At 68.4% G+C, this 14,802-nt stretch carries 12 protein-coding genes; 6 read left to right on the top strand and 6 right to left on the bottom strand.

The features are described from left to right. The first annotated feature begins 165 nt into the window (after positions 1-165). Positions 166-1,755 (top strand): histidine ammonia-lyase, encoded by a 1,590-nt coding sequence (gene hutH, locus IRZ30_RS01375; RefSeq protein WP_294082126.1) that lies wholly within the window; start codon positions 166-168, stop codon positions 1,753-1,755. Next, complete coding sequence (hutU, locus tag IRZ30_RS01380) at positions 1,752-3,419, top strand: urocanate hydratase (protein ID WP_366945302.1); 1,668 nt, start codon at positions 1,752-1,754, stop codon at positions 3,417-3,419. Before hutH ends, hutU begins: the two co-directional genes overlap by 4 nt. Before the next feature lie 172 nt (positions 3,420-3,591). Here hutU and accA read toward each other — a convergent pair whose 3' ends face one another. Then, entirely contained in the window at positions 3,592-5,466 is a 1,875-nt protein-coding gene (gene accA, locus IRZ30_RS01385; RefSeq protein ID WP_366945303.1) for an acetyl-CoA carboxylase carboxyl transferase subunit alpha, read from the bottom strand. A gap of 87 nt (positions 5,467-5,553) precedes the next feature. On the opposite strand from accA, the gene IRZ30_RS01390 reads away from it, so the two are divergent. Continuing rightward, complete coding sequence (locus IRZ30_RS01390; RefSeq protein WP_294082130.1) at positions 5,554-7,038, top strand: M81 family metallopeptidase; 1,485 nt, start codon at positions 5,554-5,556, stop codon at positions 7,036-7,038. Positions 7,039-7,118: 80 nt separating this feature from the next. Here IRZ30_RS01390 and otsB read toward each other — a convergent pair whose 3' ends face one another. After that, positions 7,119-7,919, bottom strand: coding sequence for a trehalose-phosphatase (gene otsB / locus IRZ30_RS01395; protein WP_294082132.1), 801 nt, complete (start codon positions 7,917-7,919; stop codon positions 7,119-7,121). A 145-nt stretch (positions 7,920-8,064) separates the two neighbouring features. Between otsB and IRZ30_RS01400 the strand changes: the two genes are divergently transcribed. Continuing rightward, positions 8,065-9,345 carry an MFS transporter gene (locus IRZ30_RS01400; protein WP_294082134.1) on the top strand — a complete coding sequence of 427 codons (1,281 nt, stop codon included), beginning with the start codon at positions 8,065-8,067 and terminating at the stop codon, positions 9,343-9,345. 13 nt (positions 9,346-9,358) lie between these two features. On the opposite strand, the gene IRZ30_RS01405 is transcribed toward IRZ30_RS01400, so the two are convergent. From IRZ30_RS01405 to IRZ30_RS01415, 3 genes are all read right to left on the bottom strand, one after another. Beyond that, positions 9,359-9,844, bottom strand: coding sequence for a CBS domain-containing protein (locus tag IRZ30_RS01405; RefSeq protein ID WP_294082136.1), 486 nt, complete (start codon positions 9,842-9,844; stop codon positions 9,359-9,361). Positions 9,845-9,954: 110 nt separating this feature from the next. Then, on the bottom strand, positions 9,955-10,809 hold the full coding sequence (locus IRZ30_RS01410; RefSeq protein ID WP_294082138.1) for a hypothetical protein: 855 nt from the start codon (positions 10,807-10,809) through the stop codon (positions 9,955-9,957). Further along, positions 10,809-11,873 carry a D-2-hydroxyacid dehydrogenase gene (locus IRZ30_RS01415; protein WP_294082139.1) on the bottom strand — a complete coding sequence of 355 codons (1,065 nt, stop codon included), beginning with the start codon at positions 11,871-11,873 and terminating at the stop codon, positions 10,809-10,811. Before IRZ30_RS01415 ends, IRZ30_RS01410 begins: the two co-directional genes overlap by 1 nt. 172 nt (positions 11,874-12,045) lie before the next feature. On the opposite strand from IRZ30_RS01415, the gene IRZ30_RS01420 reads away from it, so the two are divergent. Beyond that, positions 12,046-13,194 carry an FAD-binding oxidoreductase gene (locus IRZ30_RS01420; protein ID WP_294082140.1) on the top strand — a complete coding sequence of 383 codons (1,149 nt, stop codon included), beginning with the start codon at positions 12,046-12,048 and terminating at the stop codon, positions 13,192-13,194. Between the two features lie 23 nt (positions 13,195-13,217). Then, positions 13,218-13,508: a DUF503 domain-containing protein gene (locus tag IRZ30_RS01425; protein ID WP_294082142.1), complete on the top strand. Its 291-nt coding sequence runs from the start codon at positions 13,218-13,220 to the stop codon at positions 13,506-13,508. Positions 13,509-13,535: 27 nt separating this feature from the next. On the opposite strand, the gene IRZ30_RS01430 is transcribed toward IRZ30_RS01425, so the two are convergent. After that, positions 13,536-14,798: a hypothetical protein gene (locus IRZ30_RS01430; protein WP_294082143.1), complete on the bottom strand. Its 1,263-nt coding sequence runs from the start codon at positions 14,796-14,798 to the stop codon at positions 13,536-13,538. Positions 14,799-14,802: the final 4 nt, after the last annotated feature.

Below are 14,802 nucleotides of genomic sequence, written 5' to 3' on the forward strand. Positions count from 1 at the left end.
TGCCCCAGTGCCCCCGCCAAATTGCAGATTTCGCGCCAATGATAGCCGAACGCATCGCGGCGGTCCCTCAAGTGCGTTCGGCGATGGAACCGGTTACACTGGCTCACACCGGTGCCGTATCACGGCCTCGCGGCACACGCCGAGCGCCACGAGGAGGGACAATCAGTGTCGGGAAACGACAGCGACCATCATGTGACCCTCAGCGACGGCCCGCTGGGAATCGCGGACGTTGTCGCCGTCGCCCGCGGGGGAGCGACCGTTTCGCTTGCGGACGGCGCCCGGGCGGCGATGGAGCGGAGCCGCGCCGCGGTCCAGGCGGCCATCGCTGAGGGTCGACCAGTTTATGGCGTCTCGACTGGCTTCGGAGCGCTGGCTGATGTGGCCATCTCGCCCGAAGACCGGACCACGCTGCAGGTGAACCTGCTCCGCTCCCATGCGGCAGGCGTCGGCCAACCGCTCCCGGATGACGTGGTGCGTGCTGCGCTCCTGCTACGTGCCCAGGCGCTCGCTCGGGGTTACTCCGGGGTGCGCCCGATCGTCGTCGAGCGCCTGGTCGATCTACTCAATGCGCGGATCCACCCCGTGGTGCCCGAGCAAGGCTCGGTCGGAGCGAGCGGCGACCTGGCCCCGTTGGCCCACCTCGCGCTCCCTCTGATCGGCGAGGGCCAGGTGCGCTGGCGCGACGAGCTGCTCCCCGCTGAGACGGCGCTGGCCCAGGCCGGGATTGCCCCGATTACCCTGGAGGCGAAGGAGGCGCTGGCACTCATCAACGGGACCCAGATTATCACCGCGCTCATGGCCTTGGCGGTGGCGGACACTGAGCAACTGCTGCGCGCTGCCGAGATCGCGGCCGCCATGAGTTTTGAGGCACTCGGTGGCGACCCCGCGGCGCTGGCCGCGCCGGTCCACCAGGTCCGACCGCATCCCGGCCAGGTGGCGACCGCGGCGAGAATGCGGCGCCTGCTCCAGCGGGACGGAACGCTCCCACGCCCCCGACGCGGCGCCGTCCAGGACGCCTACACCCTCCGCTGTATCCCGCAGGTGCTCGGCCCGATCCGGAACGCGCTCGAGCACGCGCGACAGGTGGTGGAAATCGAGATCAACGCCGTGACCGACAACCCACTCTGCTTTCCCGACGACACCGGCGTCGTCTCCGGCGGCAATTTCCACGGCCACCCGGTCGCGCTCCCGGCCGACTACCTCAAAGTCGCGGTCGCGTCGCTGGGCACCTTCACCGAGCGCCGCATCGCCAGCCTCGTCGACCCCCGATCCAGCCGCCTGCCGGCTTTTCTCGTCCCCGCGCCGGGGATCAACTCGGGGTTCATGATCGCTCAGTACGCGGCGGCATCGCTGGCGAGCGAGAACAAGACGTTGGCGCATCCGGCCAGCGTCGACTCGATCCCGACGTCGGCCGACATCGAGGACTTCAATAGCATGGGCACGACTGCCGCGCGGCACTTGGCGCGGGTCGTCGCCAACACCCAGACGATCGTGGCGATCGAAGTGTTGTGCGCCGCGCAGGCCCTCGACCTCACCGAGCGCGAACCGTGGGGAATTGGAACCCAGGCGGCGTACCGTGCCGTCCGCGCGCACATCCCCTTCCTGGAGCGCGACGGGCCGCCGCTCCACCAGCTCATCGAAACTGCGCGCGACCTGATCCGCTCAGGGACTCTCCAGGAGGCGGTCGACGCCGCGCTGGTCGCGTCAGCCGGCCGAGACACGGCGCAGCAGATCGAGGAGGGAGGCGTCGGATGATGGAGGGACAACCGCGGGAGGTACGTGCCCCCAGGGGCACGGATCTGTCGTGTCGCGGCTGGCAACAAGAGGCCGCGATGCGGATGTTGATGAACAACCTGGACCCGGAGGTCGCCGAGGAGCCGCAGGAGTTGATCGTCTACGGCGGGACCGGCAAGGCGGCACGCAACTGGGCGTGCTTCGACGCGATCGTCCGGGAACTCCGCCAGCTCGGGGACGACGAGACGCTGCTCGTCCAGTCCGGTAAACCGGTCGCGGTCTTCCGCACCCATGAGATGGCCCCACGGGTCTTGATCAGCAACGCGATGCTGGTCCCCCAGTGGGCCACCTGGGACGAGTTCCGGCGGTTGGAAGCGCTCGGCCTGACCATGTACGGCCAGATGACGGCCGGGAGCTGGATCTACATCGGCACCCAGGGCATTCTGCAGGGGACCTACGAGACCTTCGCGGAGGTGGCCCGCCAGCACTTCGACGGCTCGCTGGCCGGCCGGGTTGTGCTGACCGCCGGCCTCGGCGGGATGGGCGGCGCACAGCCGCTCGCCGTCACCATGAACGGCGGGGTAGCCCTCATCATTGAGGTCGATCCCGAGCGGATCCAACGTCGCGTGCGCATCGGCTACTGCGACGCATGGACGGCCGACCTCGACGACGCGCTGCGCCAGGTCGAGGCCGCGCGCCGGGAGCGCCGCCCCTTCTCAATTGCCTTGCTCGGTAACGCAGCAGAGGTCTTGCCCGAACTGTTGAAGCGCAACTTCATGCCCGACGTGGTCACCGACCAGACGTCGGCACACGACCCGGTCGGCGGCTATATCCCCGCCGAGATCAGCCTGGAAGACGCGCTGCTCCTGCGTCAGAAGTCGCCGGAAATCTACACCGACCGCGCCATGCGGAGCATGGCCCAACACGTCCAGGCGATGCTCGAGTTCCAGCGCCGGGGCGCGGTGGTGTTCGACTATGGCAACAACCTCCGCGGGCAGGCGCTGGTTGCCGGCGTCGAAGACGCCTTCGCCTACCCCGGTTTCGTCCCCGCGTACATCCGGCCGCTCTTCTGCCAGGGGAAGGGGCCGTTCCGCTGGGTCGCGCTCTCGGGTGACCCGGAGGACATCCGCAAGACCGACCAGGCCGCGATGGAGCTCTTCCCCGAGAACGAGGCACTGCGCCGGTGGCTCACGATGGCGGAGGAGAAGGTGCCCTTCCAGGGCCTCCCGGCCCGCATCTGCTGGCTTGGCTACGGCGAGCGGGCCCGCTTCGGCCTGCGACTGAACGAGATGGTCCGCTCCGGCGAACTGAAGGCGCCGATCGTCATCGGCCGGGATCACCTGGACACCGGATCCGTTGCCTCCCCGTATCGGGAAACGGAGGGAATGCGCGACGGTTCGGACGCGATCGCCGACTGGCCGATTCTCAACGCGCTGCTCAATACGGCCTCCGGTGCATCGTGGGTCTCGGTCCACCATGGGGGCGGCGTCGGGATCGGGCTCTCGATCCATGCCGGCATGGTCGTGGTGGCGGACGGCACCCCAGAGGCAGCCCTCCGGCTGGAGCGGGTTCTGACGAACGATCCGGGCATCGGGGTCATGCGCCACGTAGACGCGGGCTATCCCGAGGCAATCGCCTTCGCCGAAGAGAACGGGCTCCGCCCGCCGATCCCGCCGAGCCAATAGGCCGGAACCACGACGGCGGCAAAGTGAACGTTTCCGTGGGCGGGTGTTGGGCAACGCAGCGCCCGCCCATGGGCACCACGCACCGCTCGCCTCTGAGAAACGGTGATCGCGTGCGTCCCCCGACCGCCTCACCACGGTTTGGGCGGTCAGCGGCCGATGACCGGTGTGGCGTTCAGGAGGCCACTTCCTCTTGCGGTGGCACCTTACCAGGCTCGTCAGCGCGTTCCTCTTGCTCCCCATCTCCGAACGGGAGCAGATCCCGGATCGACTCCAGCGTGCGGGAGACACGCCCGCTCCACTCCGTCACCTCCTGCGCGATCATTTCACGCAGGTATGTGTTATGTTGACCCATGCGCCGGAACTTGCGGTAGCGCTCGCGGACGAGTTTCTCCGGGGAGGCGTCCACCAGCTCACCCAGTGCGTCGGTCAGCGCGTGGAGTAGAAGTGCCGCGGCGTAGTCCGGATCGGTGTGGGCGCCTCCCTCCGGCTCGGGCACGACCCCGTCGACAACGCCGAGCCGGAAGCAGTCGGCTGCGGTGATCTTCAGTGACTCCGCGACCTCCGGAGCGCGGGACGCGTCGCGGAACAAGATCGCCGCGGCGCCCTCGGGGGCGATCACGCTGTACACCGCGCGCTCCAGCATCAGCACCCGGTCGGCAACGCCGAGCGCGAGCGCTCCTCCGCTGCCACCCTCACCGATGATGACGGTGACGGTCGGCACCGGCAGCACGCTCATCCGCGCGAGCGAGTCGCTTAGCGCCATCGCGATCCCGCGCTCTTCGGCCCCCTCGCCGAGGTACGCGCCCGGCGTGTCCACGAGGGTGATCACCGGCAGGCGCAGGCGCGCCGCGAGGTCCATCAGCCGCATCGCCTTCCGGTAGCCCTCCGGCAATGCCTGCCCACCCCGCCGCGCAGGGTCTCCGTGGCCGCGCTCGTGGCCGATGATCACCACGCCGCGGTTGGCGATCTCGCCCAACCCGCCCACAATCGCCGGATCGTCGCCGTACAGCCGGTCGCCATGCAACTCGACGAACTGTGGGCTGATGCGCCGGATGTAGTCGAGCGTCGTGGGACGCTCCGGGTGCCGCGCGATCTGGACGATATCCCAGGCCCGCTCGGCACTGGCGCCAGGTTTGGGCATCGCCGGTCGCTCATCGCGCTTGATGACCCCTCGCTGGCTGACGATGCGGAGGATCGTCGCGACCGTGTCGCGGAGGCGCGGGCGCGCGACCACTTGGTCGATGAAGCCGTGGGCGTAAAGGAACTCGGCCGAGTGGGAACGCACGTCGTCACGGCCGGCAGTCTGCTCGATGACCCGCGGGCCGGCGAAGCCGATCAGCGCCTTCGGCTCGGCCAGGATGATGTCTCCCTGGTTGGCGAAGCTCGCGTAGATGCCACCGGTCGTTGGGTTGGTAAGGATGGAGATGTACGGCACGTGCGAGTCGTGCGCGCGCTTGGCCGCTGCGGCCGTCTTGGCCATCTGGACCAGGCTGAGCATCCCCTCCTGCATCCGGGCGCCGCCCGATGCGGCGACCGTGATGATCGGGATACGCTTCTCGGCCGCCCGCTCGAAGGCGAGGGTGACCTTCTCGCCCACCACCGAGCCCATGCTGCCGCCGAGGAAGCGAAAGTCGAGCACCGCCACGACGACCGGGTGGCCCATGATGCGTGCCGTTCCGGTGACGACCGCCTCCGTCAAGCCGGTCTGCTCGCGCGCCTCCAGCACCCGGCGCCGGTACGGCAAGCGGTCTGAGAAGACGAGCGGGTCGACAGAGACAAGTTGCCGATTGAACTCCTCAAACGAACCCGGGTCGACGAGCAACTCGATCCGCTGCAGCGCCGGGATCGTCATGTGATGTCCGCACGCGCCACAGACACCGTAGCGCGCATACGTGACATCTGCGGTGAGGTCGGCGCTGCACTTCGGGCATTGCTTCGCGGCGTCCATCCGCTCCTGACGACTCTCCTCGGGTCTGGCTTCCCGGCTGAGTCCCATCGTCGCCTCCGACCGCGCGTTCTTCTGTCGTGTCCTCGTTGCCACGATCATATCAGACCCCAGGGCACCAGGCTGCCGAGTCTGCTACCATGCATCCGCAGTGGCGGAGCGGGCGCGCGGTAGAAGGGAGCGCTTGCGGTGCGGTTTGCCATCGGGGCGATCTGGCACCAGACCAACAGCTTCTCACCGGTACCGACCACCCTAGAAGACTTTGCGGCATACCGTTATGTCCAGGGCGACGCTCTGATCGACACCGCGAGCGCTGGGCATACCGCCCTCGCCGGAGCCATCCGCACTGCGGCGCACCTCAGCCACGATGTGCTCCCCTTGATTGAGGCCCGCGCCCCGAGTGGCGGTCCGCTCTCCGATGCGGACTTCGAGCGCCTGACCAGCGAGCTGTGCTCCCGGCTCCGCGAAGCGCGCGACGCGATCGACGGCGTCCTGCTCGACCTCAGCGGAGGGTTGATCACAACGAGTGACCCGGACGCCGAGGCGACACTCCTCACCTCGGTACGGGAAGTCGTGGGAGGGGCGGTCCCGATCGTCGCGGCGGTCGGTCCACACGCGAACCTTTCCCCTCGCCTCGTCGATGCTGCGACGCTGTTAGTCGGACCGAGCGCCGTACCGGACGCTGACCCGGCCGCCCGCGGGGAGCGGGCGGTGGCGCTCCTCGCGCTCGTGGCGTCCGGTGAGGTAAAGCCCGCCGTCGCGCTGCGGCAAGTGCCGCTCCTCGTGCCACTCCCTGCCCAGGACACCGGAGCCGGTGCTATGGCAGAGATCGCGGAGCTGGCGCGCCAGTGCGAACGGGAGCCGGGCGTGCTCTGCGCCATGGTGACCGGCGGCTTCCCGTATGCCGACGTACCCCACGCCGGTGCGGCCGTTGTCGTCGCGACCCACGGAGATTCGACCCGCGCTGCCGACCTGGCTGCGACGGTGGAAGCCGCCTTTGCCGAGCGCAATGGGCAGTGGACGGTGAACCCCGCCAACATCGAGGCCGCCATCCACGACGCGATGGCGGCACGGGAACACCCATTCGTGCTGGCTGACACGGGAGACGACCCGGGAGCCGGCGGACCGGGAGACGGGACCGGCCTCCTCTGGGGCCTGCTCGATCTCGGCGCGCGAGGGGCGGCCATCGGCGTGATCACCGACCCCGAAGCGGTCGACGCTGCCATCGCCGCTGGAGTCGGCGCCGAGGTGACGCTCTCAGTCGGAGCGCGGCGAGACCGGCTCCACGGCTATCCGATCGATGTCCACGGCCGCGTCGCATCCATCGGGCCCGGGAAGATCGTGCGCGAGGGGCCGCTCGACTCCGGCCTGGAGATTGACATGGGCCGATCGGTGGTCGTGGAGGCGCGTGGCCGCCACGAGGGGGATGTCGCGATCATCCTCGCGGAGCGCCGCGTCGAGCTTGACGACCCGGCCATCTTCCGCGCCCACGGAATCGATCCGGCGACGATGCGCATCCTGGCCGTTAAGTCGAGCCTGCGGTACCGCGTCGGTTTCGGCGCGGTCGCTTCAAAGATGGTCGCCGTCGCGACGCCCGGGGTGACAGTCCCTGACTTCGCCTTCTTCCCGTACCAGCGACTTCGCCGGCCGATCGCGCCGCTCGACCCACTGTAGCCACCTGGTTAGCCCCTCCGCGAGCAGTCTGGCTCCCGTCGCCGCCGGCGACCGGGACGGTCACGCCGGGAAGCGAGGCGTCACGCCAGCCGGTCTGCCAGTGCGGTGAGGAAGGCGATCACCCCATCGACGCCATCCACCGTCACGTCTGCCTGTTGGGCGATTTCGGAGGGAGTCTCCGGCCCCACGACGCCAACCGTGAGCGCGTGCAGCCCCTGCTCGATCGCCAGTCGCTGTATCTCGCTCATCGCGTCCAGGTCGGTGACGTCGTCGCCCACGAAAACGACCGATCGCAGGCCCCGCTCCTGGATCAGATCCCGTGCAGCCGTTCCTTTGTTCACGGTGATCGGCGGCCGCACCTCGAAGACCATCCGCCCGGGCCGAACGACGAGCCCCTCGGCCGTTGCCACGGGAACGAGCGCCGCGCGAACCAACTCCTCGGCGCTCGCCGGGTCTGTCGTCTCGCGGTAGTGGATCGAGAGGGTGAGGTCCTTGTCCTCGACGCGCACGCCCGCGAGTGTCACCGTCGCCCGCATCTGCGCCGCCACGCGCGCCATGCGATCCCGGAACCGCATGGCCTCGGGCGACGCGGTGACCTGGCCGCCGTGCCAGCGCTCCAACCCATGGTTGCCGATGTAGACGAGCTCGGGGACGGCCACCAGACGCCGGGCATCGGCGGCAGAGCGACCGGAGACGACTGCGACGACGTCAAGAACGGTCGCCAGGCGAGCGAGTGCCGCCCGAGCAGCGGGTTCCACCGTCGCGGCCTCCGGCGGGGCCGTCACCCGGCTGATCGTCCCGTCGATGTCGGTCAGCAGTCCCGCCGGGCGATGCAGGAGCACGGTAGCCGCCCGCTCAGCCACGTCGTTGCTTTGCGTCACCTGGCCCCCTCTCCGTTTGCACCCTGACCGAACGATCCAGAACATCTCATGACCTGAAGCCCAGACATCCACCCCCTCGGCCTTATATAATCACCTGGCGCCGCTCAGGGCGCGGGGGAACAGTGGAGGGATTGACCGGGGGACCGTGGTCGAGTACGTCCATCAGATCAAGCGCTTTCGTCGGGAGATTCGGCTCTTCCTTGTCTTCAACCTCTTCGCCAACATCGCCATCGGCGTGTTCGCGCTCATCTACAACCTCTATCTCGTGAGCCTGTCGCACCGCGAGGACTTCATCGGGAGCTACAACGCGGTCTACACGCTCGCCATGGCCGGTGCCGCCCTCATCATGGGGCCGCTGATTGGCCGCTTTGGCAACTGGGCGTGCCTGATCTACGGCACAGCCGTCTTCCTTATCGCATCGCTCGTGCTGGCGCTCGTGCATCAGTCCTGGGTAATCCTCGCGACGTCGGTGATCGCCGGAGGCGCCTCGGCCTTCGTCGTCGTCCCGGTCATGCCGTTCCTCGTTGAATGGGCACGACCGGAGACCCGGTCGGTCGCGGCCGCGGTGACCTTCTCGATCCAGTCACTGTCTGCGACGCTGGGCAGCCTGATCGGCGGCTGGTCTCCGCGACTCATCAGCACGCTTCTCGGCGTCTCACCCACGGGCGTCACGGCCTACCGGTTGACCCTCATCGCCGGGGTGGCGCTCGGCGTGCTCGCGATCGTCCCGCTCTGGCGGATGAAGCACGCCCGTGGCCACCGTGCTGGCGAGACGGGCCAGGCGCTGATCGTTAGCGAGGCAACGCCCCAGCGCCGCACCGTGCGCCGCCATATCACGATGTTCGTACTCGCCGGGCTGATCCTGAGCATCGGCTCGGGCGCGGTCGTGCCGTTCTACAACGTCTACCTGGCCAGCATCGGCGCCGGCCCGAGCCAGATCGGGCTCATCTACGCGTTGGCCGGGATCGTGGCTGCGATCGTGGGGTTGGGGGCACCGGCGATCGGTCGCCGGTTCGGCCCGTTGGGCGCCGAGGCGCTGCTCCGCCTCCTGCCGGTCCCGTTCTTCCTGGTACTGCCGCTGGTGCCCGGCTTGGGACTCGCGCTGATCGCGCACATCGTGCGCATGACCGCCGTGAGCGTCGCCTGGCCGATCAACTCGACCTTCATTTCCGAGTTGCTTCCGTCACGGGCGCGCGCCAACGCCTTCAGCCTGCGCAGCGGCGTCTGGAACCTGGGGTACGCCGCCGCCAGCCTGCTGGCGGGACAACTCATCGTCGCCGCTGGCTACAATGCCATCTTCATCATCTTTGCGTTGTCGCAGGCAGGCAGCACCGCGGTCTTCACCGGCTATTTCTCGCGTGTCCGCCAGCACGCGGCGGCGCAAGCCACCGCTCAGGCCGAGCCGGCCACACCCGCTGTCCCCTGACGGATGGGGCGCCCTACATGCCGGGCGGGTCCCGTTGCAGCTCGATGGCGGTAGAGCCGCACATCTCACACGCATCAGGCCGGTGGAAACCGCGCACGAAGTAGCCGCAATCGGGACACGCCCACCTGGTGATGGAGAAGAGCCTCACCAGGTCCGACCTGCTGACGATCCCGACCAGCCGGCCCTCAGCCACGACCGGAACCCGCCGCACGTTCCGCTCGGTCAGGATCCCGGCCACCTGCTCGGCCAGGGCATCCTCCAGGACGCTGATGACGTCGCGGCTCATGATGTCCGCGGCCGTCCGCCCCTTCTTGCTGATCACGTCGAACTCGCTGACGATCCCGAGCAAGGCGCCACTCTCGTCGACAACGGGCATTCCGCTGATCCGGTGGGCATACAGGAGTCTCGCTACCTCGTCGACGCCCGTTTGAGGAAAAACGGTGATCACATTCGGCGTCATGATCTCTTTGACGGTAACTTCCATCGTTGTCTGGGTCATGCGCCTGCTCCCTCACGACGTGCCGTCGGCGGCGCCGACGGCAGCACACACAACCGGTGTGAATCCGGGTACGGCAGCAGCGCGATTTCCGTGCCAGCTTCGACAGGAAGTCACCGGCGGAGGGTCCAGGCCTCCGACCCGTAGCGTTCGACAGTGAGCTGCGCCGCGGCTTGAACCTCCGCAGGGAGGAGCATACCTGTCTCCAGGTCGCCGGGGATCGCCGTGGCGAACGCGGCATGCAGTGCCGAGGCCACGGCGTGGGGGTCGACCGGCTCGCCCAGCAGGTCGTCGAGCCCGGCGGCACGCTCGCGCAGCAGCGCAGTCCAGCGCTCCGTACCGGTCACGGACGCGACCCGCAGCACCCTGGCCAGCTCCTGGTAGGGAAACCGGGTATACACGGCTGCCTGGACGGCAACCACGCCGCGCCGCCGGACCTGCGAAAGCCCGACCACCTTCCGTGTGCCGGTCACAAGCTCGAATGGAGCAAGGCCACCGAAGCACGCCGGCTGCAACTCGGGCGGAGTGACGGCTTTCCGCGCATCGGCGGCCTCGACCGCGCGGACGTGCGCTCCAAAGCGCGCGAGGGCCTGCCCGATCACCTCACTGACCCGCGCGTAGGTCAGGGTGATATCGGACGGGGCGAACCAGGAACCGGGCGGCACGATCAAATCAAGGCTGACCGCATCGGCATCGTGGTAGACCGCCGTCCCACCCGAGAGGCGCCGCAGCACCCGGAAGCCGAGCGAGCGACAGGCGTCGAGGTCGAGGTCGGCCGCCGGTTGGCTCACGCCGAGGATCACAACCGGCTCGGACCATGAGTAGAGGCGCAGCGTGGGCGGTGAGGCGCCGGACGCGACACCTGCGAGGATGGCCTCGGTCACGGCGAGTTGCTCGGCGCCCGGTCCGTGCCGCAGGCCTAGGAACCGGTAGACGCCTCGCTCCGGCGTCACGTCCGACCCCTGCATCAGTACATGCGCGCCTTATCCAGCACGTTGCGCATCTCGTCCACGCGTCCCTCGATGAAGCATCGGAGGTTGTGGCAGAAGATCTCGGTGATCTTCCGGTTCTCGCTGTACGCCGTGCTGGCCGAGTGCGGATTGATCAGGACGTTGGGGAAATCCCAGAGCGGGCTGTCCGGTGGAAGCGGCTCGGTCCGGAACACGTCCAAGGCGGCGAATGCGATCTTGCCCGAGCGGAGCGCGTCGATTAGCGCATCCTCGTCGACGACCTTCCCACGCGCGATGTTCACGAAGACGACGCCGTCCTTCATGGCGGCGAAGGCATCGCGGTCGATCATGTTCTCTGTCTCCGGGGTGTGCGGGCAGCAGAGCACGACGGCGTCCGCCTGGCCCAGCATCTCCCCCAACTGCTCGCGTGGGTAGAGCCGCTCGACCCCGAGCGTGGCCGCTCGCTCGGGCGACGAGTTGCGCCCCATTGCGATCGGGCGCATCCCGAAGCAGCGGGCGATCCGCGCAACCTCGCGGCCGATGCGCCCCGGCCCGACGATCGCGATCGTCTTTCCCGCCAGTTCATCGGACGCGAAGCGCTCCCAGCGGTGCGCCTGCTGGTCCGCCCGCAGGCGCGGATACTGCTTGACGTGCATCAGGAGGGCCATGAAGACGAACTCGGCCAGCGGCCCGGCATGGACGCCACTGGCGGTCGTCACGATCAGATGTGAGTCGACCAATCCGAGCCGCGCCACGAGCTGCCCGACCCCGGCGCTCGTCGTCTGCACCCACTTCAGCCGCGGCGCCATCCGGAGGAGGGCACCGTCGCCCGGAATGCGCTTCGGGAAGTCCCACAGCACGTGGGCCCGCGCCAGGTGCGCGTTGAAGCGCGCCTGTTGTTCCTCCGAGAGCCGGAAGTCGGGCGGCCCGTCGTGGTCCGCCACGTAGCGGGTCGGCGGCAACAGGTCCGGCTCGTAGATGATCTCAACGTGATCGCCGCCGACCTCCCGCATCCGATCGACGTGCTCCGGTTCCAGCGGCGAGGTGATGAATACCGTGATCCGCTCGCGCTCCCCAACCATGCTGTTCGTCGCTCCTCTCACCCCTTCACCCAACCCGCAGCGCGATCGCGCTCATCCCGGCTCACTCTACCATGCTCTACACGCAGCGGGTGCCGACCAGGTCGCCAGTATTGCTCTGCTATACTGCGGCGGCGGATGGTCCAAGGGCGCTGCGGAGAGGGAGGACAACCGGATGGCGCGCACGGCGGAAGCAGTCATCATCGGCGCGGGGATCATGGGATGCAGCATCGCCTATTACCTCGCGTCCCGGGGCGTGAAAGACATCGTCGTCCTGGAGCAGGATCAGATTGCCCGGGGCGCGACCGCCGACGCGGCCGGGGGCATCCGGCTCCAATTCTCGACCGAGACCAATATCCGGCTGGCGCAGGTCAGCCTGGATGTCTGGGAAAACTTCCCGGAGCTGTTCGGCACCGAGATTGGACTGCGCCAGCAGGGGTATCTGTTCCTCCTGACCACGGAAGACGAGGTTCAGACCTTCCGGGCCAATGCCGCGCTCCAGCAGAGTCTGGGTGTGCCGGTGCGCTGGCTAGACCCGGCGGAGATCGGCGCGCTCAATCCGGCCGTGCGCGTGGACGACGTGCTGGGAGCCACGTTCTGCCCGCGTGACGGTTGGGCCGATCCCTACTCGGCTACGACCGGCATCGCCCGTGCCGCCCGCCAGCTCGGCGTGGAGATCCGCGAGGAGACCGCGGCGACCGGCTTCGTGATCGACAGCGGCCGCGTCCGCGGCGTTCGCGCGGGCGATGAGGTGATTTCGACGCCGCTGGCCATCATCTGCGCCGGTCCATACTCCCGAGGAGTGGGTGAACTCGCCGGTGTCGACATTCCGATACTGCCCTACCGGCGGATGAGCTTCATCACCGAGCCGTTCGACGCCGTTCCGGCAAGCGTCCCGATGACCATCGAATTCCGCTCCGGCCTGTATTTCCACCCGGAGAGCCACGGCTTCCTCTTCGGCATGGCCAACCCGGACGATCCGCCCGGCTTCAACAAGACGGTGGACGACGAGTGGATGCTGCGGACCGTCGAGGCGCTGTGCGCTCGGGCACCGGCCTTCGAGGAGGCGCGTGTCATGCGGGGCTGGGCCGGGTTCTACGAGATCACGCCCGACGACAACCCGCTCCTGGGTTGGATCGACGAGGTCGAGGGCCTGGCGGTGGCAGCGGGGTTCAGCGGACACGGGTTCATGCAGGGACCGGCGGTCGGCATGTGCATGGCAGAGCTTATCACCGAAGGCCGTGCCACGACCGTCGACATCTCCGCGTTCGCCCCGAGCCGCTTCCGCGAGGGACGCCCCTCGCAGGAGCACAACGTCATCTAGACCGTGGAGCGCAGAACGCTGTGGTGTTAGGGATCTGCCACCTGACGATCGAGATGCCGGAAGCGCACTCGCTTAAGGAGAAGCGCCGCGTCGTGCGCTCACTCACCGAACGAGTGCGAGCGCGTTTCAACGTGTCGATCGCCGAGGTGGCAGATCAGGACGCCTGGCAGGTTGCCACCGTCGCCTTCGTCTGCCTCTCAAACTCGTCGCGTCACGTCGACGACACGATGCAGACGGTTATCCGCTTTATCGAAGGGAACCTGCAAGCGGGCTACCTGGCCGACGTCGCGACCGAGGTCATGCACCTGGACTGACCGGCGCGCGGCGATGGCCGGTTCACGTCACTGATCGCCGCGTGCCTCGGCAGCCTCGCGCTCGACGAGCTCGGCAGCCAGGCGACGCAGCTCCGGATAGAGCCCGCGGCTGGCGTTGGCAACGTCCTCCAGAATGGCGGCCAACGACCGGTTCGGCCGCGCCGGGATCTCCCCGACGGTCTCCACCAATCGCGTACGGTACCGCCGCTCGAGCGCGCCACGCACTCGGCGCACGGCGCCTCGATCCTCGCCGAGCCCTGCCGCTTCAAGCATGGCGCGGAGCTCGCGCATCCGCACCGGCATCACCGCCATTGAGCGGACCTCCTGCCGGGACCGCGAGACCCGCTCGACAGTCTCGTACCACCCCTCGACAACCTCATACGCGGTGTGTGCGCCCCGGACGCGGCGACTGGCCTCATCAGCCAGGCCCGTGGGATCGACCTCGGGCGGCGGGTCATTGCTGAGCAGCGGCGTGTGCTCCTCGACCCACATCCACGCGCAGGCACAGGCGAGGCGGAAGTAATACACCGCCGACAGGATGTTCTCCCGCGGACTGACCGGGAGCCGGTCGATGCGGGCCAGGATACCGATCAGCCGCGTCATCGGCAGGCCGGTGAACATGGCCACCGGGTCCACCGGCAGCAGGATGACCTCCTGCGGATCGACCGGCGCACCCGGGCCGGACGTCACGCGCGGCAGGAAATAATCGGTAAGCGGGCTGATCGGGCTGAGGAACACGCCCTGCTCGACCCGGTACGGGTCGCCGATAGGGCCGCCCAGCTTGGCCTCGATGGCGGCACCAACCAGGCCCCCTTCGACCGCCAGCAGGGCCTCGAGGGCCGCCGCGCTCACCTGCGGGGAACGGATGGTGTCGACCGCGAACTTGGCATCGGCGGATTGGAGGATGTGCTCCTCCCCGTCACGGCTGCCGTAGAGCACGAAGTCGGGGTTGACGAGCTTGTGGCGACCGGCCTGGATCGCAATCTCTGGGTTCTCATCGAGCCGGACTACCGCGTGAAGGGTAAACGGGCGGCCACGCGGTACCGGCACCTCAGATCCGACAGCCTCTTCGAGCGCGACGGTGCATTGCTCGGACCAGCGTTCCCCCAGATAGCGGCTCGCGCCACCGCGGTCGCTCCATGCCATCAACTCGCGGTCGAGCACCGCCGCGATAAGTGACCCGCCGGGAACTTTTTCGGATACGACGTTACCCTCGACCGCCCGCATGGACGGTCCCTTACCGCGCCAACGCCAGGCGCCAGGGCCGCTCGCCGCCGCACGTCGGCTCACGGGT

The organism is Sphaerobacter sp., assembly GCF_019683595.1.
Taxonomy (GTDB): Bacteria; Chloroflexota; Chloroflexia; order Thermomicrobiales; family Thermomicrobiaceae; genus Sphaerobacter.